The following is a 24,833-nucleotide window of genomic DNA, read 5'->3' on the forward strand; positions in this document are numbered from 1 at the left end:
AAATCAGAGCGCACCGACGCCGCGTTCGAACTGGCGTTGCAGGTTGCCGAGCGCCCGGGAGTCCATCGCAGGCAGCTTGCGGGCGGGCTTGCCTTCGCGCAGGCGCTCACGGTCCTTCGCCTCGGGCTCGACCCGGCGTACGCGTACGGCCGCGACGCCCTTGGCGCGGATGCCCAGTTCCTCGGCCGCGCCGCGCGAGAGGTCGATGATGCGCGAGCGCGCGGCAAAGGGGCCCCGGTCGTTGACCCGCACGAGGATGCGCCGCCCGGTGTCGAGCGCGGTGACCTCGACATAGCTGGGAAGTGGCAGATCGCGGTGCGCTGCGGTGATCCAGGCCGGATGAAAGCGTTCCCCGTTGGCGGTCTGCGTGCCGCTTTCACTGCCGTACCATGCGGCATAGCCCAGCATGTCGTAATCGGGCTGCGCACGCGGGGTGTAGCGTTCCCCGCGCACCTGGTAGCTGGGGCCGATCCGCACGGGTGTGTCGCTCACCGGGCGGTATTTCGTGCCGCCCCCGCAGGCGCCCAGGGCGAGGCAGGAGAGGGCGGCGGTGAGGGGAAGGGCGCGCACGAGGAGGCTCAGTTGCGCGCGGCCGCGCTTTCCTCGCGCCGGGCCTTGAATTCAGAACCGGCCTTCCATTGCGGCCAGCGCGGTGTGCTCGCCAGCTCCCATCCGATCTGGCCGATCAGGTCGATGTCCTGCACTGCGCCCGCGAGGTCCCAGTCCGGGCCGATGGCATCGCAGGCCTGGTGGTAGCAGTCTCCGGTATAGGTATCGATCCAGTCCTGGCCTGCCTTACGTCCGCCCTTTTCAAGGTCGGCGGCTCCGGCAATGCCCATGAGCAGCATCACCGGCACGCCGCGCTTGGCGAAGGAGAAGTGGTCGGCGCGGTAGAACAGCCCGCGCTCGGGCAGGCCCTCGGGCGTGACGGTGCGGCCCTGCGTGGCGGCCACGCGCGCCATGTCGTCTTCCAGCGTGTTCTGCCCTTCGCCGACAAGGATCACGTCCTTCGCGGGCCCCGCGGTCTGGAGAATGTCGATGGCAAGGTTGGCCACGGTCTTCTCGAGCGGAAGGACGGGATTGGCTGCGTAGTATTCCGAGCCCAGCAGCCCCCGCTCTTCGGCGGTCCACGCGGCAAAGACGACCGAGCGCGCAGGCGCGGGCCGCGCCTTCATCACGCGCGCGATGTCGAGCAGGGCTGCGACGCCCAGTGCATCGTCGTTGGCTCCTGCCCGGTAGATCCGGCCCAGTTCGTCGGGCTGGCCCTTGCCGTAGGCGTCCCAGTGCGCGCCGTAGATCACGGCCTCGTCAGGGCGGGTGGTGCCCGGGATCTTGCCAAGCACGTTGTGGCTGGTGATCTCCTCGTGGGTGACGGGAACGTCGGCGGAGAAGGTTACGCCTTCCAGCGGTACGGGGCGAAAGTCCTTCGAACGGGCCTGCGCCTGGAGGGCCGCCAGATCGAGTCCGGCGCGAGTGAAGAGGTCCTGTGCCGTCTCGCCCGACATCCAGCCCTGGAGCTGGAGCGGGGTGACCTGGTCAGCTGGTTTGACCACGTCGAAGTTCTCGCCGCCCGGGCTCTCGATCACGTTCCAACCGTAGCCTGCGCCTTCGGTCTCGTGGATCACCAGCGCGCCGACCGCGCCTTGCCTTGCCGCTTCCTCGAACTTGTAGCGCCAGCGCCCGTAGTAGGTCATCGTGCGCCCGCCGAACTTGCCGTAGGGATCCATGTCCGGGGTGGCGTTGAAGTCGGGGTCATTGACAAGGAAGACGAGGACCTTGCCGGCAAGATCCATGCCCTTGAAATCATCCCATTCGCGCTCGGGCGCATCGACGCCGTAGCCCACGAAGACGACCGGCGCCTTGGTGAGGACCGCACGGTCTTCGTTGCGCAGAGTCGAGACGTAGATGTCCTTGGTCTGGTCTACGGGCAGTTCGCCTTTGGGCGTGGCGAAGGCGAGCGTGCGCGCCTTGCCGAGCGCAGTGTGGAGGAGGGGCACCGGCTGGACCCAGCTGCCGTCCGGCCCGGCCGGTTCAAGGCCAAGGTCCTGCATGCGCGCGATGAGGTAGCCGATGGTGCGGTCATCGCCGCGCGTTCCCGGTGCGCGGCCCTCGAAGACATCATCCGTCAGGGTCGTCACATCGCGCGCGATCCGCGCCGCGTCGACCGAGATGGCAGGGGGCGTGGGGGAACTTGCCTGCGCGGGCGTGGAGAGAAGGGGGCTCGCGGCCAGCGCCAGGGCCAGCGTCAGAAGGGACCGGGTGTGCATGGCAGGGCATAGTAAGCCGCGCGAAACAGGACACAAGCGCGCAGCGTAACGGGGTGTGCACAGATGCGCACGGCGACTGGAGGACGTGTCGCGGCGGGCTGCGGCAACCGGCCTGCTGCTCATCCGTTTAGGAGCCCGATGGGCCAGTCTCTGCCAGGGCCCGCAACTGGAGCCTGTTCGGTCGTGATGTCCCGTTTCCTGCGTTTGTTGATGCCTGTCCTCCTGCTCGCTGGTCCCGCCTTGCCGTTGGCTGCGCAGGAAAGCTCGCCCGTGGCGCAAGCAGCCGATGCGGTGACACCCGATGCGCCGGACGAGAACGCCAACGCAGACGGACAGACTCCTGCACCGCAGGAGCCGGTAGCCGATCCCTATGGACGGACCACGCCGCGTTCAATGGTGCAGGGCCTGATCGAGGCGCTGGCGGCCGGAGACGATGCACGGGTGGACCGCTTCTTCGAGGATGCCGAGCACGGCGCCGAACGGGCTCGCCAGTTGCAGGCGCTGCTCGACAAGGGAGGCTCGCTCAACACCTTCGCGGCGCTCTCCGACAAGCCCGAGGGCGTGCTCGACGATGACCTGCCCGCCGAGCAGGAATACGTCGGCCATCTGGGCGATGAGGGCAAGACGCCGATCATGCTCACCCGCACGCAATCGCCCGAAGGGGCCATGATCTGGCAGGTCTCGCGCCAGACGGGTGACATCGTGGGTCGGCTGAACCCGGAAACCACCTCGCCGGAGGAAAGCGGCGAGCTGACCGTGGCCGGGGCCAGCGTCACCGATTGGGGCGTGCTGATCGGGCTGGCCGCGGCGGTGTTCATCGGTTTCCAGCTGATCTCGATGGCGCTTGTCGCGATCGCCCAGCGGCTGGTGCGCGGGCCCACGGCCGAGGCGGGTGTTGCCTTCGCCCGCGCGGCGATGCCGCCGTTCAGCCTGTTCCTGGCCACGGTCGTCTTCCAGCTCTGGGCCGACAGCTTGCCGGTCTCGATCATCGCGCGCCAGTTCATGCTCAAGTACATCGGGCTCTTCGCCGCCGCCGCGCTGACCTGGCTGCTGGTGCGCCTGATCGACGCGATCTCGCGCACGGTCATCACCCGCATGGAGGCGCGTGGCCAGCGCCAGGTCGTCTCGGTGGCCTCGCTGCTGCGCCGCGCGGCCAAGATCCTGCTCCTGTTCGGCGTCCTCGTCGCCATTCTCGACACCTTCGGGATCGACGTGACGACGGGCATCGCGGCGCTGGGTATCGGCGGTATCGCTCTGGCCCTGGGCGCGCAGAAGACGGTTGAGAACTTCGTCGGTTCGGTCTCGCTCATCGCCGACAAGCCGGTGCAGATCGGCGACTTCTGCAAGATCGGCGATATCCTGGGCACGGTCGAGGACATCGGCATCCGCTCCACCCGCATCCGCACTCTGGCGCGCACGGTCGTCACCATTCCCAACGGCGATCTGTCCTCGCAGAACATCGAGAACTACGCCAAGCGCGACCGTTTCCTGTTCAACCCCACCGTGGGCGTGGAATACGGGATCGGTTCGGCCAAGTTGCTGGAAGCCGTCGAGATCGTGGAAGGCGTGCTGGAAGAGCACGAGCGCATTGCCAAGCCAGGGCATCGCGCCCGCTTCGTGGCCTTCGGCGCCAGTTCGCTCGACATTGAGGTCTTCGCCTACATGGAAGCGGCGGACTACGATGAGAGCCTGGTGATCCAGCAGGACCTCCTCTTGATGATCTTTGCGCGGCTGGAGAAGGAAGGGATCGGTATCGCCTTCCCGACCCGCACGCTGCACCTCGTGCGCGAAGGCGGGCAGGATGCGGCCGCCGGAGTGCAGGCAAAGCCCGACACCAGCCTTGCCGACACGCACCGCGAGGTGTCGCAGACGGTGCCCAAGGGGCCAATGCCCACGCAGGTGCAGGACAGCGAGGACGACGACGCCGAGGACTGAAGGGGGCGAGGGCGGATCGGGGACGCCCCGGCGTAGGGCGCGGCGCGCGCTTGACCGTCGGCGCGCCACGGTCCATCGCCTCTTCATGATCGCCCGCACGCTTCGCACCGCCGCCCTTGGCGCGGCTTCCCTCGCCCTTGTCCTCCCCGCGCTCGCAACCTCGGCGGCACCTGCCCGGGATACGCTCGACACGATGGCCAACGATCAGGTGGACGCATACGACTGGGTGCGTCCGCAGGCCGACTATGTCCGGCGCGAGGTCATGGTGCCGATGCGCGATGGCACGAAGCTCTTCACCGTCATCGTCTACCGCAAGGGGACGAGTGACGGGCCGATCCTGCTCAGCCGCACACCCTACAACGCAGGGCGCGCGACGAGCCGCAACCGCAGCCAGAAGATCGAGGAAATCCTGCCCGTCATGGACAAGGAGTTCGTCAACGACGGCTATATCCGGGTCTATCAGGACGTGCGCGGGCTGGATGGTTCGCAGGGCGACTACGTGATGAACCGTCCCCTGCGCGGGCCCCTCAATTCCACCAAGGTCGACCACGCCACCGACGCCTACGACACGATTGACTGGCTGGTGAAGAACGTGACGGTAAGCAACGGCAAGGTCGGGATCATCGGGTCCTCGTACCTTGGCTTTACCTCGCTCATGGCGCTGATCGATCCGCACCCCGCGCTCAAGGCTTCGGTGCCGCAGAGCCCGATGGTCGATGGCTGGATGGGCGACGACTGGTTTCACAACGGTGCCTTCCGCACCTTCGGCTACGACTACGATCTCTCGCAGACCGTCGCCAAGGGTGGTGGTTCGGTGCCGCGCGGCTCGGGTGAGGACTACGCCGCCTATCTGAGGGCAGGCTCGGCCTACGATTACGCCAAGACCTACGGGCTGCTGGATATCCCCGCGATCCGCAAGGTCCTGGAGCATCCCTCCTACGATGCCTGGTGGCAGGGACAGGCAGTCGACAAGCTGCTCGCCGCGCGCCCGCTCAGTGTCCCCACGATGCTGGTGGTCGGGCAGTGGGATCAGGAGGACAGCTACGGCGCGCCCGCCGTCTACAAGGCGCTGGAGCCCAAGGACGCCAACAACGACATGGTGAGCCTGGTGATCGGGCCCTGGCGTCACTCGCAGGTGAACTACGAGGCGCGCTCGCTTGGCGCGCTGGACTGGGAAGGCGATACCGGCCTTCAGTTCCGTACGCGCTGGATGAAGCCCTTTCTTGATTGCCATCTCAAGACCGATGCCCCCGCCTGCGACACGCCGCCAGTGCTGACCTATGCAACAGGGACCAACCGCTGGGAGGTCTCGCAGGAATGGCCGGGCGGGGCCTATACACCGCTTTATCTGGCTGGTGATTTCGGCCTCTCGTGGAGCAAGCCGGAAGCAGGCGAGGACAGCTACGTGTCCGATCCGGCCAAGCCCGTCCCCATGCTGCCGCGCCCGATCCACATGAGCGGGGAGGAATGGCGCACCTGGCTGGTGCAGGACCAGCGCTTTGCCGAAAGCCGCACCGACGTGCTGAGCTACTCGACTTCAGCGCTCGCACAGCCGGTCCACATCAAGGGCGCGCCCAAGGTGGACCTGCATGCGTTTACCAGCGGCGAGGACAGCGACTTCGTGGTCAAGCTGATCGACGTCTATCCCGAGGAATACTCCGAAAAGCCGCAGATGGCGGGCTACCAACTGCCGATGGGGATCGAGATCTTCCGCGGGCGCTACGTCCACGGCTTTGCGACCCCTGCGCCGCTGGAGCCGGGCAAAAGCTACAACTTTCAGTGGTCGCTCCCCAATGTCGACCATGTTTTCCTGCCCGGGCACCGGATCATGGTGCAGGTCCAGTCGAGCCTGTTCCCGCTCTATGATCGCAATCCGCAAGGCTGGGCACCCTCGATCATGAAGGCGCAGCCGCAGGACTACCAGAAGGCGACCGAAACCGTGCAGCGCGGCGGCGAGGCGGCCAGCGCGGTCTGGCTCCCGGTCGTCCAGGACGACTGAGCTTTCCGCTCAGGCGTAATCGTAGGCTCCTCCGGCCTCCAGCGCGCGCTGGTAGGCCGGGCGAGCGTGCACCGTGTCGAGCCACTGACTGATGTGCGGATGGCTCTTGGCATCAAGGCCCGCCAGCACGCGGGCGGCTTCCAAGGGGAAGCTCATCATCACGTCCGCCGCGGTCAGCTCGTCGCCCGCGAACCAGGGGCGTGAAACCAGTTCGCTCTCCACGAAGTCCAGATGCAGCGTGATCATCGGCTGGATCTTCTTTGCCGCCATCTTCCCCATGATCGGGATGCGCCCGATGATGAGCTTCAAGAGAAGCGGGACCATCATCGAGGCCTCGGCATAGTGCAGGTACTGGCGGTAGCGCAGCTTGTCCTCCAGGCCAGCGGGGGCGCCCATACGCCCTCCGGCAAGATCGACCAGGTATTCGCAGATCGCCGCGCTCTCGATCAGCGTGCGGCCCTCGTGCTCGATCATCGGCGATTTGCCCAGCGGATGCACGAGGCGCAGTTCAGGCGGGGCGAGCATCGTCCTGGCGTTGCGCTCGTAGCGCCGGATCTCATACGGGAGGCCCAGTTCCTCCAGCATCCAGATGACCCGCTGCGAGCGCGAGTTGTTGAGGTGGTGGACGGTGATCATCGAGGCCTCTCCCGGTTCGTGCAATTCCTGTCGTGGCGCCCACGCTTGGCAATTGGGGGGCGGGCGCCCCATGCAGCAAGGCCGCCCCGGTATCGTACCGGAGCGGCCCTGATCGTGTCACCCGCGAACGGATGTCATCGCCTGCCTGCGCGGATCAGCGGCACTGGATATCGTCGCGGCTGATCTCGCGGCCCGCCAGCGCGCCGCCGCCCGCGCCCAGCAGCGTGCCGAGCGTCTTGGAGCCGTCGGGCGCGATGAGATTGCCCAGAACGCCGCCCGCCAGGCCGCCGATGATGGCGCCTTCGGTGCCGTCCTTGCGCTTGCAGTAGTAGTGCCCGTCGCGCGCGCGGTAGATGCGGTCGTTGTCGCCCAGACGGTAGCCGCGCGAGGAGCCATAGCGGTCGTTATAGCCATAGCCGCCACGGCCGTAGCGGTCCGAGGCGCAGGCGCCGAGCGCCATTGAGAGCGTCGCGAGGGCGAGGATGGGGGCGTATTTCACGAGGCAAGTCCTTTGTTATGCGAAGGGGGCGCTTGGCCTTGTCGGCGCGGCCCTCGTGCGACCTTCGGGGGGAACGGGGTGGTGTGTGCCCAAAGCAAGGCGCGACGTCGGCGTTTGTTCCCACTTTGAAATTCCGGAACGGTTCAAAGGAGCCGATGACGCGGCGAGCAGGCCAACTCTACCCTGTTCTTGCGCGCATCTTTGGACAGCTATCTATGTGCTTGATCGCAAGGCGGCTTTGCTCAATACTGACTTGGGTGAGCGAACCGATCGTAGATCCCGCCCCGCAGCGTTCCGGCCCCTCGGTCGTGCTGCCTGCCCGCCCCGAAGCCCTGCGCATCGATGCTTCGACAAGCGCGGTCATCGTCATCGACATGCAGAACGCCTACGCGTCCAAGGGGGGCTATGTCGATGAGGCGGGTTTCGATGTCGCTCCGGCCGCGGGTGTGATCGGCCACATTGCGCAGGTGCTCGACGTGGCGCGCAGCGCGGGCATGCCGGTTATTTTCCTGCAGAACGGCTGGGACGCGGACTATGTGGAAGCGGGCACGCCGCAATCGCCCAACTACCACAAGTCCAATGCCCTCAAGACCATGCGCGCGCGGCCTGAACTTGCAGGCAAGTTTCTTGCACGCGGCGGCTGGGACTATGAGCTTGTCGAGGCGCTGACGCCCAAAGAGGGCGATATCCGCGTCCACAAGCCGCGCTATTCGGCCTTCTTCAATTCGCAGCTCGACACGATCCTGCGCGCGCGCGGAATCCGCACGCTCATCTTCACCGGCATCGCCACTAATGTCTGCGTGGAATCGACCCTGCGCGACGGGTTCCACCTCGAATACTTCGGCGTGGTGCTGGAGGATGCGGTCCATCACCTGGGCCCCGACTTCATTCGCGAGGCCAGTCTCTACAACATCGAGAAATTCTTCGGCTGGGTGAGCTCGCTCGCCGATTTTCGCACCGCCGTGGGGCAGTTGCCGCCTGCAGACTGACGCGAAGAACCTGCCACTCCGCGAGACCAGAGAGGGAAAAAGACAGATGCCGTTCGAGCCGATCAATCCGCCGCAGTTCCCACCCCCCATCGCCCCCTATTCGGCAGGCGCGAAGGCGGGAAACACGGTCTATGTCTCGGGCGTGCTGGCGCTGGGGGAAGGGGGCACGGTGCTCCACATCGGCGATGCCGCGGCGCAGACCCGGCACATTCTGGAGGTCATCAAGGTGACGGTGGAGGCTGCCGGGGGCACCATGGCGGACATCGCCATGAACCACATCTTCCTCAAGGACCTCGATGACTATGCCGCCTTCAACGCGGTCTATGCCGAGTATTTCCCGGGCGACAAGCCCGCGCGCTACTGCATCCGGGCCGACCTGGTGAAGCCCGATCTCCTTGTCGAGATCGCCTCGGTCGCGCACCTTGCCTGAAACGGGTGGCCTCTGGTTCGAAGAGCATGGCAGTCCCGAGGCGCCGCCGCTGATCCTCTCGAGCGGTCTTGGCGGCAGCGGTGCCTACTGGGCTCCCAACATTGCCGCGCTGGCGCAGGACCACCGCGTCATCACCTACGACCACCGCGGCACGGGGCGCAGCGACCGCAGGCCGCTTGCATCGCTCAGTGTCGAGGACATGGCGGACGACGTCATCGCCCTGATGGACGCGCTGGAGATCCCTAGCGCGCATTTCATCGGCCACGCGCTGGGCGGGGCGATCGGGATCGAAACCGCGATCCGCACCGACCGGATCGGGCGGCTGGTGGTGGTCAACGGCTGGCGGACCCTGTCTGCCCATACCCGGCGCTGTTTCGCCGCACGGCTGGCCCTGCTGCACGGCGCGGGCGTGGAGGCGTTTCTGGAGGCGCAGCCGCTGTTCCTCTATCCGCCGGACTGGATCGCCTCCCACGATGCCCAGTTGTCCGCCGAAGTGGCCCACCATGCGGCAAGCTTTCCAGGCGTGGACGCCATGGTCCAGCGGATCGAAGCGGTGCAGGCCTACAGCCCCGATCCGGCGGGTCTTGCCGCGCTTTCCAGTCTGCTGGTCATTGCCACGCGTGACGATTTTCTGGTGCCTTACGTCACCGCGCTCGATCTTGCCGGCTTCGTGCCGCACGCCAAGGTCGACAGCTTCGCCTGGGGCGGCCACGCCTGCAACGTGACCGACGCCGCGCTCTTCAACCGCTACGTGCTCGATTATCTCAGGAGTTAGCGCCCCATGCAGGTCGGTGTCTTCATCCCCATCAACAACAACGGCTGGCTGATTTCCGAGACGGCGCCCCAGTACAAGCCGAGCTTCGATCTCAACAAGGAGATTGCCCTCAAGGCCGAGGCGCACGGGCTCGATTTCCTGCTTTCGATGATCAAGCTGCGCGGTTTTGGCGGCAAGACCGAGTTCTGGGAATACGGGCTGGAAAGCTTCACGCTCATGGCCGGACTTGCCTCGGTGACCGAGAAGATCAAGCTCTACGCGACCGCGCCTACCTTGATCCTGCCGCCCGCCTTTGCCGCGCGCATGGGCGTCACCATCGATTCGATCAGCCACGGCCGTTTCGGGATGAACCTCGTCACCGGCTGGCAACCGCCCGAGTACACGCAGATGGGCCTGTGGCCGGGTGATGCGCACTTCAAGAACCGTTACGACGTGCTCGACGAATACGCCCACGTGCTGCGCGACTTGTGGAACACCGGGCGCAGCGACTTCAAGGGCGACTATTACACCATGGAGGATTGCCTGGTGCGCCCGCAACCGGGGGCGGACATGAAGATCATCTGTGCCGGTTCTTCCGATGCAGGCCTCGCCTTTTCGGCGAAATGGGCGGACTACGCCTTTTGCCTTGGGAAAGGGGTGAACACGCCCACGGCCTTTGCCTTCAACAACGAGCGCCTTGCGAAGTTTACCGCCGAGACCGGCCGCGATGTCTCGATGTTCGTCCTCGTCATGGTGATCGCGGCCGAGACGGATGAAGAGGCCATGGCGAAATGGAAGCTCTACAATGACGGGGTCGATGTCGAGGCTATCTCCTGGCTCGCCGACCAGGGCGCAAAGGATACGGTCAACACCGACACCAACGTGCGCCAGCTTGCCGCGCCCGAGGGCGCAGTGAACATCAACATGGGCACCCTGGTGGGCAGCTACGAAAGCGTGGCGCGCATGCTCGACGAGATGAGCGAGGTGCCCGGAACGGGGGGCGTGCTTCTCACCTTCGATGACTTCCTTGCGGGCATCGATGACTTTGGGGCGCGGATTCAACCGCTTATGAAAAGCCGTGCCGGAATCGCGGGATAAGGGCCAGGAGCCGATTAAAGGTTCGGAACCGGCCCAATTAGCCATTGCATCGGGCCCATGGTGCAGTGCAGTAAAGTGGCATGCGTATCGCGATTGTCGATGAGAGCGCCGCGCGCGCCTCCATCATTGAAGAAGGCCTGTCCGAGCTCGCCGATTGCGACCTTGTCGTGATCACCGAGCGGCGCGGCATGCTCGCGCGCATGGCTGAAATCGATCCCGATATCGTGCTGATGAACCTGGGAAATCCCTCGCGCGACATGCTCGAGGAGTATTTCGCGGTGAGCCGCGCGCTGGCCCGCCCCATCGCCATGTTCGTGGACGAGGCGGACGATGAGGCCATCGTCGCCTCGGTCGAGGCCGGGGTCTCGTCCTACGTGGTCGATGGCCTTGCCGCGGGACGCATCCGGCCGATTCTCGATCTTGCGATCACGCGCTTCAACGCCTTTGCCCGGCTGCAGAGCGATCTGGCCGAAGCGCGCGGCAAGCTGGCCGAGCGCGAACTTGTCGACAAGGCCAAGCGCATCCTGATGCAGAGCAAGGGCCTGCCTGAACCCAAGGCCTATGCCGAACTGCGCAAGACCGCGATGGACCAGGGCAAGCGCATCGTTAACATTGCCGAAGCCGTCGTCACCGCCCACGAACTGATGAGCGGGACATGATCGGCGGGGACCGACAAGAGGTGTCTTGAGGTGAATACGCAACTGACAATCGGCTTCCTGCCGCTGGTGGATGCCTGCCTGCCGATCCTGGCGCTCGAGCATGGTTTTGCCGAGGACGAGGGGATTTCGCTCAGCCTGGTCAAGGACCTGAGCTGGGCGACCGTACTCGACCGTCTGCTCTACGGGCACAGCGATGCCGCGCACATGATCGCCCCTCTGGCCATTGCCGCAACATTGGGGCGCGGGCGTCCCGCACAGCCGCTGGCCGCGCCATTCGTGCTGGGTCTCAACGGCAATGCGATCACACTTGCCCCCAAGCTGGCGCAGCGTGTGCGCGGGGACGAGGAAGGGCTGGGCGATCCGGTCAAGGTGGGCGCGGCGCTGCGCGAGGTCGCGCTGGAGCGCGCGGCGGCGGGCAAGCCGCTGACTTTCGGCGTCGTCCATCGCTATTCCAGCCACAACTACATGCTGCGCTACTGGCTCGCCTCGTGCGGCATCCATGCGGACAAGGACGTCGACATCTCCACGGTGGCGCCGCCGTTCTGCGCCGAGGCGCTGGAACTTGGCGAGGTCGATGGCATTTGCGTCGGCGAACCCTGGAACAGCGTCGCGGTCGAAAAGGGCGTGGGCGAGATTGTCCTGTCCACTTCTCAGATCTGGCGGCGCGGGGTCGAAAAGGTGCTGGCCTTGCGCGAACCGGTGCTGGAGGAGAAACGGGAGGCGGTGCTGCGTCTCATCCGCGCCTTGTGTCGGGCGGCTGCGCATTTCGTGGACCCTATCAACTGGGAGCACAACGCCGCAATCCTGGCTCGGCCGGAGTATCTGGATGGTTCGCCCGAACTCATTCGCCGTGCCATTGCCGACCAGATCCTGATCGCGCGGGGCGGAGCGATGATCCACTACCCCGATTTCATGTTTCAGTACCGGGAAGCGGCGAACTTTCCCTGGGTCAGCCAGGCCGAGTGGCTCTATTCGCAGATGGTGCGCTGGGACGGGCAGACGTTTGATCGCGCGAGCGCCGACAAGGCGGCGCGCGTGTTCCGTCCCGACATCTATCGCGCTGCACTGCTGGGCACAAACGAGCCGCTTCCAGGGGCCAGTTCAAAGGTCGAAGGCAGCATCGTCACGCCCACTGTCGTGGGGACGCAGCAGGGCAACATGGTTCTGGAGTCCAACGCTTTTTTTGACGGGAAGGTGTTTGATCCACAGCGTATCGAAGAATACCTGGCACAGCTCCCGTGACAGGCAATTTCGATGTGCAGTGCAAAAAGAGCTTGCCGCTTGCTGTGCGAATCGCTTACTAAATTAAGCGAACAGTCCGGTGGGCTCCCAAGGATGGGTGCTTAGTATAGCTGGTCTGAACTTTCTTAAATTCGTGGCACCGTAGCCGCCTCGTCGTGGTCCTCTTGGGACTTTCGTCGTGGCGGTTTTTTGCGTTTGGGTTTTGGAATTGGGGGTTGGTTCGATGACGAAGTTTGGGCAGTCCGGTTTTTCGCGCCGTATGGTGGTGGGGGCACTTCTCGCCAGCGTGGCTCTGGCCGGATGCGGCGGCAGCAAGGACGAGACGGGCGCACAGCCGGGTGTCACGGCCGCATCTGCGGGCGGCGCGGTGGAAAAGCCCGTGCTCAAGCTCGGCTTCATCAAGCTGACCGACATGGCGCCGCTCGCGATTGCCAAGGAAAAGGGCTTCTTTGCCGAGGAAGGGCTCAACGTCACGCTCGAGCCCCAGGCCAACTGGAAGGTCCTGCTCGACGGCGTGATCGGCGGCCAGCTTGACGGCGCGCATATGCTCGCCGGGCAGCCGCTTGCCGCGACCATTGGCTACGGCACCAAGGCCGATCTCATCGCGCCGCTCAGCCTTGATCTCAACGGCAACGCGATCACCGTCTCGAACAAGGTCTGGGACATGGTGAAGGGCGATCTGCAGCGCAGCGCGGATGGAAAGCCCGTCCACCCGATCTCGGCCTCGGTGCTGAAGCCTGTCGTCACCAGCTTCAAGCAGCAGGGCAAGCCCTTCAACATGGGCATGGTTTTCCCGGTTTCGACGCATAACTACGAATTGCGCTACTGGCTCGCGGCGGGCGGTCTCAACCCCGGTTTCTATACCCCTGGCGACATCAAGGGGACCACCTCGGCCGATGTCCAGCTTTCGGTGACGCCGCCCCCGCAGATGCCCGCAACGCTCGAGGCTGGCACCATCGAGGGCTACTGCGTGGGCGAGCCCTGGAACCAGGCTGCGGTGCAGAAGAAGATCGGCGTGCCGATCGTGACCGACGACCAGATCTGGCACAACAACCCGGAGAAGGTCTTCTCAATCCGCAAGGACTTCGCCGAAAAGTATCCCGGCACCACCTCGGCCATGCTGCGCGCGATCATCCGCGCCCAGGAGTGGCTCGATGCCGATGGCGGTGCAAACCGCAAGGAGGCGGTGAAGATCCTCTCGCAGCCCAACTACGTGGGCGCTGACGAGGCGGTGATCGCGGCCTCGATGACCGGCAAGTTCACCTATGAAGCGGACGACACGCGCGATGCGCCCGGCTTCAACATCTTCTTCGATAACTACGCGGGCTACCCCTATTACTCGGACGCGATCTGGTACCTCACCCAGATGCGCCGGTGGGGCCAGATTCCCGCCGACCACGACGACCAGTGGTACTTCGACCAGGCCAAGGCGGTCTATCGTCCGGATCTCTACCTCGCCGCGGCCAATCAGCTCGTCGAGAAGGGCGCGATTTCCGCGGACGATGTACCCGAAACGGATGGGTTCCGGGGTGAGCAGGACGGCTTCATCGATGGTATCACCTACGATGGCAAGCAGCCCAACGCCTACCTCGCCAAGTTCAAGATCGGCCTCAAGAAGGGCCAGAAGGTGTCCGCTTCGGGTGTGACCGGAAGCTGATCGACAGCGCCCGCCTCTAGGAGAAGAACGATGGCAACAGTCTATGCACCACGTGCGCCTCTCCCGGGGGCGAGCGCCGATAGCACGAGCAAGGAGGCTTTCATGGCCACGCAACCGTCCGTCCCGGCCGAGCCGGCCGCAGTCGCGCCTTCCGCGGCGCCCGAACCGAGCGCGGCGCAGCCCGGCAAGGTCCAGGCGTTCCTTGCCAAGAACACCAAGGTGATCCTGGCGCCGGTCATCGGTATCCTCGCCTTCCTGGGGCTGTGGGCCGCGCTGGCGCCGATGGTGGATACCTCGCTCGGCGCGCTGCCGGGACCGCTCGAAGTGGCCGAGCAGGGCGCTGCGCTCTACGGGGAGTGGCAGGCCTCGAACGAGGCGGCGGCGGAGTTCTACGCGGCGCAGGATGCGCGCATCGCCGCCGGAACGCAGGCCATGGCCTTTGATTACGCTGGCCCGCCGACCTTCCTCGACCAGGTCGTGACCTCGCTGGAGACGGTGGCGCTCGGCTTCATCCTCGCAACGGTCGTGGCCGTGCCGATTGGCCTTGCCGCCGGTCTCTCACCGCTCTTCAACGCCGCGATCAACCCGCTGATCCAGATCATGAAGCCGGTCAGCCCGCTCGCCTGGCTGCCCATCGTGACAATGGTCGTCTCGGCCACGGTCACGAGCGCGGACCCGATGCTGGCCAAGAGCTTCGTGATCTCGGCGGTGGTGGTGACGCTGTGCTCGCTGTGGCCCACGCTCATCAACACGGCCGTCGGCACCGCGTCGATCGACAAGGACCTCCTGAACGTGGGGCGCGTGCTCAAGCTCGGCACCTTTCAGAAGCTGACCAAGCTCGTCCTGCCGTCCTCGCTGCCCTACATTTTCACCGGCATGCGCCTCTCGCTGGGCGTGGGCTGGATGGTGCTGATCGCGGCGGAAATGCTCGCGCAGAACCCGGGGCTGGGCAAATTCGTCTGGGACGAATTCCAGAACGGGTCCAGCCAGTCGCTTGCCCGCATCATGTTCGCGGTGATCGTCATCGGCCTCATCGGCTTCCTGCTCGACCGCCTGATGATGACCCTCCAGAACCTCGTCAGCCGTAACCACGCGGTCTGATCGCGGCCCTTCGCGCCACACTTCCTGCACTTACCGTAAGGGACCAAAGACATGGGTACGATCCTCTCGCTCCAGGGTGTGACCAAGGCCTACACCGGCCAGACCGGCGATGTGACGCAGGTGCTCGACGGCATCGACCTCGATGTCGAGGAAGGCGAATTCATTGCCATCCTGGGCTTCTCGGGGGCGGGCAAGACGACGCTGATCTCCACCATCGCCGGGCTGGTCGAGCCCGATGCCGGGCAGATCCTCCTGCACGGTCGCCCGGTGGACGGGCCGGGCAAGGACCGCGGGCTGGTGTTCCAGTCCTACTCGCTCTTCCCCTGGCTGACGGTGGAGAAGAACGTCGCGCTGGCGGTCGATGCGGTGCACAAGGATCGCTCGCGTGCCGAACGGGCGGCACTGGTGCGCCAGAAGGTCGAGCTCGTCGGGCTGGGCCACGCGATGGACCGCAAGCCCGGCCAGCTTTCGGGCGGCATGCGCCAGCGCGTTTCGGTCGCTAGGGCGCTGGCGATGGAGCCCGAGATCCTGCTCCTGGACGAGCCGCTCTCCGCGCTCGACGCGCTCACCCGCGCCAAGCTTCAGGACGAGATCGAGCGTATCCGCAAGGAGGAGAAGCGCACCATCATCCTCGTCACCAACGACGTGGACGAGGCGCTGCTGCTGGCGGACCGGGTCGCGGTGCTCACGCCCGCACCTTCGGCCCACATTGGCAGGATTTTCACGGTCGACGTGCCGCGCCCGCGCGAGCGTGAGGCGGTGAACGACGATGCCCACTTCCAGTCGCTGCGGCGCGAGATCGTGGGCTATCTGGGGCACCTCAACGAAGCGGGATCGAGCGTGGGCGAGGCCAGCGTGGCCCTGCCCGAGGTGACGCCCATCGACCTTTTCGTGAAGAGCGAGCCGCAACTGCCCAAGGCCTATGTCGAGGCGGGGCAGTCGGCAGTCGAGCAGCGCTACCTGGAATTCTTCAAGCTCAACAAGGTCTACCCCACGCCCAAGGGGCCGCTGACCGTGGTCGAAGACTTCAACCTCCTGATGGAAAAGGGCGAATTCATCTCGCTCATCGGCCACTCGGGCTGCGGCAAGTCGACCGTGCTGACCATGGCAGCGGGCCTCAACGCGATCAGCAGTGGCGGCATCGTTCTCGACAACCGCGAGATTTCGGGGGCGGGGCCGGACAAGGCGGTGGTCTTCCAGGCGCCGAGCCTGATGCCCTGGCTCACCGCGCGCCAGAACGTCTCGCTGGGGGTCGAACGGGTCTATCCGCACGCCAGCAAGGCCGAGCGGGCGGACATCGTCGACTACTATCTGGAACGGGTGGGGCTGGGCGATGCCATGGACAAGATGGCCGCGGAAATGTCGAACGGGATGCGCCAGCGCGTGGGCATCGCACGCGCCTTTGCGCTCTCGCCGCGCCTGCTGCTGCTGGATGAACCCTTCGGCATGCTCGACAGCCTGACCCGCTGGGACCTGCAGGACGTGCTGGTCGAAACCTGGAACCGTACCAAGGTGACCGCGATCATGGTGACCCACGATGTCGACGAGGCGATCCTGCTCGCCGACCGGGTGGTGATGATGACCAATGGACCTCGCGCGACCATCGGCAAAGTCTTGAAGGTGGACCTGCCGCGTCCACGCGACCGCAAGGCGCTGCTCGAGGACCCGAAGTTCTATCAGTATCGGCAGGAGGTTTTGCACTTCCTCGCCGAATACGACCACGGTCCGGCCTCCAAGGCGGCCTGACCAAACGGGCCGCACCGCGCGGCCCGGGAACCCTGTGTCCGGGGGAATGGTACGGACGAAGTTGTAGTCCTGCCCGAAAGGGGCGGGGCCCGGCGCGCGCTCATGAGGGGCGGGGGGCAGGCAAGGACGCCTGCCATCCGAAGCGCAGGAAACAGGCTGCGAAGGCGCGAAGAACGCCCGGCCTGGTGCGGCGGACAACGACGTCTGCCTTCGATCCAGTTTCTGGAAGCAAACGGCGTGCCCGCGTGGGGGTGGGGCGCCATCGGAGGTACACGACGATGAAGACCGCGTATTCCACTTTTGTCACGCTCGCAGCCGGCACCGCCGCACTCGCACTCTCGGCTCCGGCCCTTGCCAAGTCAGGCGCGCCTGTCACTGTGGCGGACGGAGTGACCATCGATCCGATCATCGATGGCATGCTGCGCTACGAACATGTCGACCAGGATGATTTGGGGCGCGATGCCGATGCCCTGACGCTGCGCCTTCGCGGCGGTGTTGAGGTGAAGGCCCACGGCTTCTCGGCGCTGGCCGAGGCCGAGAGCACGCTGGCGATCCTCGACAATTACAACGACACGATCCCCGGCAACAACGGGTATCTGGGCGCCGAGCCGTACTCGGTCGTGGCCGATCCCCAGAACGTGGAAGTGAACCGGCTGCAGGTGGGCTATTCGGGCAAGATCGGCTCGATCACCGTGGGCCGCCAGCGCATCATTCACGACGACGCGCGCTTTGTCGGCAATGTCGGCTGGCGCCAGAACGAGCAGACCTTCGATGCGGTGCGCGCGCAAGGGACGTTGGGGCCGGTCATCCTCGATGCCACCTATTCGCTCTCGCAGCGCTCGATCTTCGGCGCGGACAGCCCGAACAAGTACTGGGACGGTGATTTCGTGCTGCTGGACGGCGGCGTGAAGGTGAAGGGCATCGCGCTCAAGGGCTTTGCCTACCTGCTCGACTATGATGAGCGCCTCGCCATGTCGAGCCAGACCTATGGCGCCATAGCCGCGGGCGCGATCCCGCTCGGCGGTACGGCGAAGATCGACATCAAGCTGCGCTACGCGCGTCAGAGCGACTACGGCGCCAATCCCATCAACTACGCGGCCGACTACTACGACGCCGAACTCGGCGTTTCGGTCGCGGGCTTTGGGCTCAAGGGGGGCTACGAGGAACTGGGGAGCGACGATGGCCTGGCCGCCTTCCAGACACCGATGGCAACCGCACACGCCTTCAACGGCTGGGCCGACCTGTTTCTGACCACGCCGTCGACGGGCCTGCGCGATTATTTCGGCGCCGTTTCCGCGGGTTTTGGCGATGTCGGCCCGCTCAAGGGGCTGAAGGGCATGGTCGTCTACCACCAGTTCGACAGCGACGTGGGCGGTATCGACTACGGGCACGAATGGGACGCGAACCTTGGCTTCAAGGTCGCGGGCTACGGGGTCCTCTTCAAGTACGCCAACTACACGGCCGACAGCTTTGGCACCGACACCGAGAAGTTCTGGGTCCAGTTCGGCTTTTCGTTCTGATCACGCGGGGAAAGGGAGTAGTTACCGATGGCCTATCTTGCACCAACCGAATTCGTCACCAAGCTTATCGATGCGGGCGAATCCAAGATCATGATGTCGACCAAGGACACGCTGGTCCGCGCCTACATGGCCGGCGCCATTCTGGCGCTCGCGGCGGCCTTTGCGGTCACCATCAATGTCCAGACCGGACAGCCGCTGGCGGGCGCGGTGCTGTTCCCGGTCGGCTTCTGCATGCTCTATCTGCTTGGCTACGACCTCCTGACCGGGGTCTTCGTGCTGTGCCCGATGGCGGTCTGGGACAAGCGCCCAGGCTGCACCTGGGGCGGGGTTGCGCGCAACTGGGGCCTGGTCTTCACCGGCAACTTTGCAGGCGCGCTCACCACCGCGGTCCTGATGGCGATCTACTGGACTTATGGCTTCTCGACCGAACCGGCCGAAGTGGGCGCCAAGATGGCCGTCATCGGTGAGAACCGTACGGTCGGCTACGCGGCCTACGGCGCGGCGGGCTGGCTCACCATCTTCGTGCGCGCGGTCATGTGCAACTGGATGGTTTCGACCGGCGTCGTCGGCGCGCAGATCTCGACCACCGTTTCGGGCAAGGTCATCGCCATGTGGATGCCGATCATGCTCTTCTTCTACATGGTCTTCGAGCACTCGATCGTGAACATGTTCCTGTTCCCCACCGGCCTGATGCTGGGCGGCAACTTCACCATTGCCGACTACCTGGTGTGGAACGAGATCCCGGTGGTGCTGGGGAATGTCGTGGGGGGCCTGACCTTCACAGGCCTCATGCTCTTCAGCACGCACCGCAAGACCGCGCCGTCGCGGGTCGTCAAGATCGCTGCCTGAGCGTCCCCTGGCAGTGCGAAGGGGTGGGAGTGGGTGCTGGCATGCCACCACTTCCGCTCCTTCCTTGCCATCTGCGAAAGGGAGCGTGATGGGAGCGCGGCTTGTCGTCCGCCTTGGCTATTGCTCCGATGCCGGAGCCAAGGAGGCGAACCAGGATTTCGGGGATGCCCTCGTGCCCGAGGACGCAGCGAGCCTTGCCACCAAGGGTATCGCGCTGGCGCTTGCCGATGGCATCAGCACCAGCGCGCAGGGGCGCGAGGCGGCCGAGCTTGCGGTGTCTTCGTTCCTCACCGACTACATGGCAACGCCTGAGGCCTGGTCCGTGCCGACAAGCGCGGAGCGGGTCATCGCGGCTATCAATTCCTGGCTCTTTGCCCGCAACACCGGCGGGCAGGGCCCGGCGCTGGAGGACAGCGCGCGCGAGCGCGGCTTGGTCACGACCTTCAGCGCGCTCGTCCTCAAGGGCCGGTCGGCCTATATCTTCCACGTGGGCGATGGCCGTGTCGCGCATCTCTCGGACGGAGCCTGCCGGATCCTGACGCAGCCGCATCGGGTGGATCTGGGTGGAGGGGAGAGCCTTCTGGCCCGCGCGCTCGGCATCGACCGCCGGGTCGAGGTGGATCACGTGCAGGCCGCCATCGCTACGGGCGACGTCTTCGTCCTGACGAGTGACGGCGTGCACGAGCACCTTGGCGATGGGGACATGCAGGAGATCCTCGCCGAGCCCGATCCCCAGCGCGGCGCCGAGGCGCTCGTGGCGGCCGCCCGGACGGCGGGGAGCGGGGACAACCTCACCGCGCAGGTCCTGCGCGTGGAGGCGCTGCCCGACGGCGACCTGGCCGATGTGATCGGGGATGGGCGCGAGTTGCCACCCGCACCGCCGCTGATGGCCGGGCAGAGCTTTGAAGGGCTGACGGTGCTGCGCACGCTCCACGCTGGGCACCGCAGCCATGTCTATCTGGTGCGCGAGGAGGTGAGTGGGCGCCGTCTCGTCCTCAAGGCCCCTGCGACTCAGCAGGCGGGTGACGCGCACGAACTTCAGCGCCTGATGCTGGAGGAATGGGTCGCGAGGCGCGTGAAAAGCAGCCACCTGCTCTGCGCTCCGCCGCCGCGCAGTGAGCGCCGTCACGCCTACGCCCTGTTTGAATATCTGCCCGGCCAGACGCTTGAGGAATGGGCCCACGCGCAGATCGCGACCGACCTTGCGGCCGTGCGCAGCCTCGTCAAGCAGGTAGCGCGTGGGCTTCTGGCGCTCCATCGCCGTGAAATCCTGCATGGTGACCTGCGGCCCGCCAACGTCATCGTTGATGCGGATGGCACAGTGCGGATCGTCGACTTCGGCTCCGCGCTTGTCGCAGGGCTCGAGGAACTGGCCCCGCGCGCGGGCGAGGCGCTCTATGCAGGCACGATGCAGTTCACCGCGCCCGAGATCTGGCTCGGTCATGCGCCCACGCGCGCCAGCGATCTGTGGTCGCTGGGCGCGCTCGCCTATTTTCTGCTCACCCGCAGCCTGCCTTATGGACCGCGCCTCAGCACAGCGCAGACGCGGGCCGCGCAGCGCAAGCTGCGCTATGTTCCCGCGAGCGAGATCAACCCCGAGGTGCCCGACTGGATGGACGCGGCGCTGGCCTGCGCGCTCGCCCTTGAGCCCGCGCAGCGTTACGCCGAGCTATCGGAGTTCACCTACGATCTTTCCCGCCCGAACGCGGCGCTGCGCCCCGTCACCGCGCGGCCGCTGCTGGCACGCCGTCCCGAGCGGGTGTGGCAGGCAATCAGCGCACTTCTCGCGCTGGCGCTGGCCGCCTCGCTGCTGCTCGGAGGGCAGATCGCCGGGCGTCCGTCCCCCATTCCATCCCGAGACCTAAAGGAGAGAGAGCGATGATGACCAAGTCCGATGTCACCACCATGATCCGCGCTGCCAAGCGCGAAAAGGCGATCGGCTGGGCCGCGATTGCCGAGGAGGTTGGCCTCAGCGAGGTCTTCGTGACCTCGGCGTGCCTGGGCATGAACAGCCTTCTGCCCGACGCGGCGGGCAAGCTGGTCGACTTTCTGGGCCTGCCGGCCGAGGCCGCGGTGGTGCTGAGCGAGTACCCGACCAAGACGTTCGCTCAGACCGTTCCGACCGATCCGTGCATCTACCGCTGGTACGAGATTACCGGCGTGTTCGGCGAGGCGTTCAAGGAGCTGGTCCAGGAGAAGTTCGGTGACGGGATCATGAGCGCGATCGACTTCGACATGCAGATCAACCGCGTCGCACACGAAAAAGGCGACCGGGTAGAAGTCGTTATGAGTGGCAAGTTCCTTCCCTACAAGAGCTGGTAATCGCTTGAAAAAGTCGCCTTCGGGGAGGAGGCGGCTTTTCCCTTTTTCGCTGCAGGTGCAAAAACAGTCTTGCCGGGAACTGTGCGAATCAGTTAAAAACCAGATCAGCGAGAATGCGCCGTCCGCAGAAGGACGATGGAAGCGCCTCGCCGCACTTTCTGACAACGCGTGGCAACGAAGCCGCCCGTACCATCCCTGCAAGGGGCGTGGTCCGAGGCGGTTTTTTTGCGTGCGCGTCACGAACGGAGACGCCGACGTGAATGCACCTGTGAACTTCGAGGGGAACGCCTTTCCCGAAGGGCCGCGCGAACGGCTCGTGGTGATCGGCAACGGCATGGCCGGGTGTCGCGCGGTGGAGGAGATACTGGCGCGTGAGCCCGAACGCTTCGAGATCACGATCTTCGGTGCCGAACCGCGCGTGAACTACAACCGCATCATGCTCTCGCCCGTTCTCGCAGGTGAAAAGACCTTCGACGAAATCGTCATCAACACGCCCGAGTGGTACGCCGAAAACGGCATCACGCTGGTGTCGGGCGACAAGGTTGAACGCATTGACCGCGACATGCAGACCGTCATCGCCGCTTCGGGTCGCACCGAGCCTTACGACAAGCTGCTGATCGCGACGGGGTCGGACCCGTTCATCATTCCCGTTCCGGGCAAGGACCTCGACGGCGTCGTGACCTTTCGCGATCTCGATGACGTCGACCGGATGCTGGCGGCGGCGGACAAGGGCGGAAGCGCAGTCGTGATCGGCGGCGGCCTGCTCGGCCTCGAGGCTGCCCATGGCCTGAGCCTGCGCGGCATGAAGGTGAGCGTGATCCACCTCATGCCCACGCTCATGGAGCGCCAGCTCGACGAGGCGGCGGGCTTCCTGCTGCGTAGCGAACTGGAAAAGCGCGGCCAGACTATCCTGACCGGCGCGAACACCAAGGAGATCATCGGCAAGGACGGGCACGTGGCGGGCGTCCGCTTGGAAGACGGCACCGAGATCCCCGCTGACATCGTCGTCATGGCCGTCGGCATCCGTCCCGCGACGGGGCTTGCCAAGGAGTCCGGCCTGGAGGTTGAGCGCGGCATCCTTGTCGATGACCACATGGTCACTTCCGACCCCAATGTGCTCTCGGTGGGCGAATGCGTCCAGCACCGGGGCCTGTGCTATGGTCTTGTCGCGCCGCTGTGGGACATGTGCCGCGCGCTTGCCGACCATGTCACCGACCGGGCGACCGGCTACGAAGGTTCGGTCACGTCAACCAAGCTCAAGGTTTCGGGGATCGACCTGTTCTCGGCCGGGGACTTCTCGGGCGGGGAGGGCTGCGAGGACATCGTCATGCGCGATGCCGCCCGCGGGATCTACAAGCGCGTCATCGTCAGGGACAACCGGATCGTGGGCGCGGTGCTTTACGGCGATACCGCCGATGGCTCGTGGTACTTCGACCTCCTCAAGAAGGGCGAGGACGTCTCGGAGATCCGCGAGGCCCTGATCTTCGGCCAGGCCTTCGCGTCCGGAGGTGCGCTGCTGGACCCTAACGCGGCCGTTGCGGCCCTCTCGGACGATGCCGAGATCTGCGGGTGCAACGGCGTTTCCAAGGGCCAGGTGGTTTCGTGCATCGAGGGCGGCGCGCATTCGCTCGACGCGGTGCGCTCCGGGTGCAAGGCTTCGGCCTCGTGTGGTTCGTGCACCAATCTGGTCGAGAGCCTGCTGGCCGTGACACTGGGCGGCGAGGTCGAGACCGGGCCTGCCACGATGTGCAAGTGCACCAGCTTCACCCACGACGATGTGCGCGCGCTGATCCTGGAGAAGAACCTTACCTCGATCCCGCACGTCATGCAGGAGCTGCACTGGTCGACGCCCGATGGCTGCGCTTCGTGCCGCCCCGCGCTCAATTACTATCTGCTCTGCGCGCTCCCCGGGGTTTACGAGGACGATCAGAAGAGCCGCTTCGTCAACGAGCGCATGCACGCCAACATCCAGAAGGACGGCACCTATTCGGTCGTCCCGCGCATGTGGGGCGGGCTCACCAATCCGCGCGAACTGCGTGCGATTGCGGACGTCGTAGAGAAGTACGATGCGCCCATGGTCAAGGTGACCGGCGGCCAGCGCCTCGACATCTTCGGCATCAAGAAGGAAGATCTGCCTGCGGTCTGGGCCGATCTCAACGCGGCCGGGATGGTGTCGGGCCATGCCTATGGCAAGTCTCTGCGCACGGTGAAGACCTGTGTCGGTTCGGAATGGTGCCGCTTCGGTACGCAGGATTCCACGGGACTTGGCGTCAAGATCGAGCGCATGACCTGGGGCAGTTGGATGCCGCACAAGTTCAAGATCGCTGTCTCGGGTTGCCCGCGCAACTGTGCGGAGGCGACCATCAAGGATTTCGGCGTGGTTTGCGTCGACAGTGGCTACGAACTGCACGTGGGCGGTAATGGCGGCATCAAGGTGCGCGCAACCGATCTTCTGTGCAAGGTGGCCACCGAAGAGGAGGCGATGGAGATGTGCGCTGCCTTCATCCAGCTCTATCGCGAGGAGGCGCGCTACCTCGAACGCACTGCGCCCTGGATCGAACGCGTCGGGCTGGAGCACGTCAAGCTGGCTCTCGCCGATCCCGAGACCGTGCGCGCTTACGCCGCCCGCTTCCACCATTCGCAGAGCTTCATGCAGGATGACCCCTGGGCCAAGCGCGCGGCGGGCGAGCGCGCCGATCTGCACCAGCACCTGGCAACGGTGCGTCCCTCCGATTCCTCGTTTCAGCTGGAGAAGGCATGATGATTGGCGATTGGCTCGATATTGGCCCGGTCGGACAGATCGAGGCGGGCACCGCGCGCACGCTTCCGGTGGAAGGCGCGCAGGAACTGGCGATCTTCCACACGCTGCGCGGGGAGTTCTTCGCCATCGTGAACGCCTGCCCGCACAAGAAGGGACCGCTGAGCCAGGGCATCGTCCATGGCGATGTGGTCACCTGCCCCTTGCACAACTGGAACATCTCGCTGCGCGATGGGCGCGCCTTGGGCGATGACGAGGGCTGCGTGCCCACGATCCCGCTCCGGGTCGATGCCGGGCGCATCTACCTCCTGCGCGCCGCGGTTCTGGGTGGGGGCGCCGAGGCGGCGCCTGCCGAGGCAGAGGCCTGAGCGC

The 24,833-nt window shown here is 65.5% G+C and carries 21 protein-coding genes; 17 read left to right on the forward strand and 4 right to left on the reverse strand.

Going from position 1 to position 24,833, the window contains the following annotated elements:
* Positions 1-3 precede the first annotated feature (3 nt).
* Positions 4-570 (reverse strand): septal ring lytic transglycosylase RlpA family protein, encoded by a 567-nt coding sequence (locus LC060_RS05465; RefSeq protein WP_226633358.1) that lies wholly within the window; start codon positions 568-570, stop codon positions 4-6.
* A gap of 8 nt (positions 571-578) precedes the next feature.
* On the reverse strand, positions 579-2,267 hold the full coding sequence (locus LC060_RS05470; protein WP_226633359.1) for a M28 family metallopeptidase: 1,689 nt from the start codon (positions 2,265-2,267) through the stop codon (positions 579-581).
* A 186-nt stretch (positions 2,268-2,453) separates the two neighbouring features.
* Here LC060_RS05470 and LC060_RS05475 point away from each other — a divergent pair, with 186 nt between their 5' ends.
* Together LC060_RS05475 and LC060_RS05480 are read left to right on the forward strand one after the other, a co-directional pair.
* Positions 2,454-4,202 (forward strand): mechanosensitive ion channel family protein, encoded by a 1,749-nt coding sequence (locus tag LC060_RS05475; protein ID WP_226633360.1) that lies wholly within the window; start codon positions 2,454-2,456, stop codon positions 4,200-4,202.
* Positions 4,203-4,287: 85 nt separating this feature from the next.
* Entirely contained in the window at positions 4,288-6,201 is a 1,914-nt protein-coding gene (locus LC060_RS05480) for a CocE/NonD family hydrolase (RefSeq protein WP_226633361.1), read from the forward strand.
* A gap of 9 nt (positions 6,202-6,210) precedes the next feature.
* Here the strand turns inward: LC060_RS05480 and LC060_RS05485 are convergent, their stop codons facing one another.
* Both LC060_RS05485 and LC060_RS05490 read right to left on the reverse strand, forming a co-directional pair.
* Entirely contained in the window at positions 6,211-6,837 is a 627-nt protein-coding gene (locus tag LC060_RS05485; protein WP_226633362.1) for a glutathione S-transferase family protein, read from the reverse strand.
* A gap of 154 nt (positions 6,838-6,991) precedes the next feature.
* The gene (locus tag LC060_RS05490) at positions 6,992-7,336 is read right to left on the reverse strand and encodes a glycine zipper 2TM domain-containing protein (RefSeq protein WP_371710903.1); all 345 of its coding nucleotides are present in this window, start codon (positions 7,334-7,336) and stop codon (positions 6,992-6,994) included.
* Positions 7,337-7,551: 215 nt separating this feature from the next.
* Here LC060_RS05490 and rutB point away from each other — a divergent pair, with 215 nt between their 5' ends.
* The 15 genes from rutB (at position 7,552) to nirD (ending at position 24,829) form a co-directional block, all read left to right on the forward strand.
* Positions 7,552-8,325: a pyrimidine utilization protein B gene (gene rutB / locus LC060_RS05495; RefSeq protein WP_226633363.1), complete on the forward strand. Its 774-nt coding sequence runs from the start codon at positions 7,552-7,554 to the stop codon at positions 8,323-8,325.
* 46 nt (positions 8,326-8,371) lie between these two features.
* Entirely contained in the window at positions 8,372-8,755 is a 384-nt protein-coding gene (gene rutC / locus LC060_RS05500; protein ID WP_226633364.1) for a pyrimidine utilization protein C, read from the forward strand.
* On the forward strand, positions 8,748-9,530 hold the full coding sequence (gene rutD / locus LC060_RS05505) for a pyrimidine utilization protein D (RefSeq protein ID WP_226633365.1): 783 nt from the start codon (positions 8,748-8,750) through the stop codon (positions 9,528-9,530). Before rutC ends, rutD begins: the two co-directional genes overlap by 8 nt.
* Before the next feature lie 6 nt (positions 9,531-9,536).
* Positions 9,537-10,607 carry a pyrimidine utilization protein A gene (gene rutA, locus LC060_RS05510; RefSeq protein ID WP_226633366.1) on the forward strand — a complete coding sequence of 357 codons (1,071 nt, stop codon included), beginning with the start codon at positions 9,537-9,539 and terminating at the stop codon, positions 10,605-10,607.
* An 80-nt stretch (positions 10,608-10,687) separates the two neighbouring features.
* Entirely contained in the window at positions 10,688-11,266 is a 579-nt protein-coding gene (locus tag LC060_RS05515; protein WP_226633367.1) for an ANTAR domain-containing response regulator, read from the forward strand.
* 30 nt (positions 11,267-11,296) lie between these two features.
* The gene (locus LC060_RS05520) at positions 11,297-12,508 is read left to right on the forward strand and encodes a CmpA/NrtA family ABC transporter substrate-binding protein (RefSeq protein WP_226633368.1); all 1,212 of its coding nucleotides are present in this window, start codon (positions 11,297-11,299) and stop codon (positions 12,506-12,508) included.
* 223 nt (positions 12,509-12,731) lie between these two features.
* Positions 12,732-14,165, forward strand: coding sequence for a CmpA/NrtA family ABC transporter substrate-binding protein (locus LC060_RS05525; RefSeq protein WP_226633369.1), 1,434 nt, complete (start codon positions 12,732-12,734; stop codon positions 14,163-14,165).
* Positions 14,166-14,267: 102 nt separating this feature from the next.
* On the forward strand, positions 14,268-15,266 hold the full coding sequence (locus LC060_RS05530) for an ABC transporter permease (RefSeq protein WP_226633370.1): 999 nt from the start codon (positions 14,268-14,270) through the stop codon (positions 15,264-15,266).
* A 51-nt stretch (positions 15,267-15,317) separates the two neighbouring features.
* Positions 15,318-17,012, forward strand: a complete 1,695-nt coding sequence (locus tag LC060_RS05535) for an ABC transporter ATP-binding protein (protein WP_226633371.1) — start codon at positions 15,318-15,320, stop codon at positions 17,010-17,012.
* Positions 17,013-17,290: 278 nt separating this feature from the next.
* Complete coding sequence (locus tag LC060_RS05540) at positions 17,291-18,532, forward strand: alginate export family protein (RefSeq protein ID WP_226633372.1); 1,242 nt, start codon at positions 17,291-17,293, stop codon at positions 18,530-18,532.
* Positions 18,533-18,559: 27 nt separating this feature from the next.
* Positions 18,560-19,381 carry a formate/nitrite transporter family protein gene (locus tag LC060_RS05545; RefSeq protein WP_039388003.1) on the forward strand — a complete coding sequence of 274 codons (822 nt, stop codon included), beginning with the start codon at positions 18,560-18,562 and terminating at the stop codon, positions 19,379-19,381.
* A gap of 88 nt (positions 19,382-19,469) precedes the next feature.
* Positions 19,470-21,263 carry a bifunctional protein-serine/threonine kinase/phosphatase gene (locus tag LC060_RS05550; RefSeq protein WP_226633373.1) on the forward strand — a complete coding sequence of 598 codons (1,794 nt, stop codon included), beginning with the start codon at positions 19,470-19,472 and terminating at the stop codon, positions 21,261-21,263.
* On the forward strand, positions 21,260-21,703 hold the full coding sequence (gene cynS / locus LC060_RS05555) for a cyanase (RefSeq protein WP_226633374.1): 444 nt from the start codon (positions 21,260-21,262) through the stop codon (positions 21,701-21,703). The genes LC060_RS05550 and cynS overlap by 4 nt, the downstream gene beginning before the upstream one ends.
* A 256-nt stretch (positions 21,704-21,959) precedes the next feature.
* The gene (nirB, locus tag LC060_RS05560; protein WP_226633375.1) at positions 21,960-24,464 is read left to right on the forward strand and encodes a nitrite reductase large subunit NirB; all 2,505 of its coding nucleotides are present in this window, start codon (positions 21,960-21,962) and stop codon (positions 24,462-24,464) included.
* Positions 24,464-24,829: a nitrite reductase small subunit NirD gene (gene nirD / locus LC060_RS05565; protein ID WP_226633635.1), complete on the forward strand. Its 366-nt coding sequence runs from the start codon at positions 24,464-24,466 to the stop codon at positions 24,827-24,829. The genes nirB and nirD overlap by 1 nt, the downstream gene beginning before the upstream one ends.
* The last annotated feature ends 4 nt before the right edge of the window (positions 24,830-24,833 follow it).

It is taken from the genome of Novosphingobium profundi (genome assembly GCF_020524485.1).
Classification (GTDB): domain Bacteria; phylum Pseudomonadota; class Alphaproteobacteria; order Sphingomonadales; family Sphingomonadaceae; genus Novosphingobium; species Novosphingobium profundi_A.

Bases quoted from the DNA above. Each gene is read 5' to 3' on its own strand.
- LC060_RS05470 (WP_226633359.1), bottom strand. From the start codon at position 2,267: ATGCACACCCGGTCCCTTCTGACGCTGGCCCTGGCGCTGGCCGCGAGC.
- LC060_RS05475 (WP_226633360.1), top strand. From the start codon at position 2,454: ATGTCCCGTTTCCTGCGTTTGTTGATGCCTGTCCTCCTGCTCGCTGGT.
- LC060_RS05480 (WP_226633361.1), top strand. From the start codon at position 4,288: ATGATCGCCCGCACGCTTCGCACCGCCGCCCTTGGCGCGGCTTCCCTC.
- LC060_RS05485 (WP_226633362.1), bottom strand. From the start codon at position 6,837: ATGATCACCGTCCACCACCTCAACAACTCGCGCTCGCAGCGGGTCATC.
- rutB (WP_226633363.1), top strand. From the start codon at position 7,552: ATGTGCTTGATCGCAAGGCGGCTTTGCTCAATACTGACTTGGGTGAGC.
- rutC (WP_226633364.1), top strand. From the start codon at position 8,372: ATGCCGTTCGAGCCGATCAATCCGCCGCAGTTCCCACCCCCCATCGCC.
- rutA (WP_226633366.1), top strand. From the start codon at position 9,537: ATGCAGGTCGGTGTCTTCATCCCCATCAACAACAACGGCTGGCTGATT.
- LC060_RS05515 (WP_226633367.1), top strand. From the start codon at position 10,688: ATGCGTATCGCGATTGTCGATGAGAGCGCCGCGCGCGCCTCCATCATT.
- LC060_RS05525 (WP_226633369.1), top strand. From the start codon at position 12,732: ATGACGAAGTTTGGGCAGTCCGGTTTTTCGCGCCGTATGGTGGTGGGG.
- LC060_RS05530 (WP_226633370.1), top strand. From the start codon at position 14,268: ATGGCCACGCAACCGTCCGTCCCGGCCGAGCCGGCCGCAGTCGCGCCT.
- LC060_RS05535 (WP_226633371.1), top strand. From the start codon at position 15,318: ATGGGTACGATCCTCTCGCTCCAGGGTGTGACCAAGGCCTACACCGGC.
- LC060_RS05540 (WP_226633372.1), top strand. From the start codon at position 17,291: ATGAAGACCGCGTATTCCACTTTTGTCACGCTCGCAGCCGGCACCGCC.
- LC060_RS05545 (WP_039388003.1), top strand. From the start codon at position 18,560: ATGGCCTATCTTGCACCAACCGAATTCGTCACCAAGCTTATCGATGCG.
- LC060_RS05550 (WP_226633373.1), top strand. From the start codon at position 19,470: ATGGGAGCGCGGCTTGTCGTCCGCCTTGGCTATTGCTCCGATGCCGGA.
- cynS (WP_226633374.1), top strand. From the start codon at position 21,260: ATGATGACCAAGTCCGATGTCACCACCATGATCCGCGCTGCCAAGCGC.
- nirD (WP_226633635.1), top strand. From the start codon at position 24,464: ATGATTGGCGATTGGCTCGATATTGGCCCGGTCGGACAGATCGAGGCG.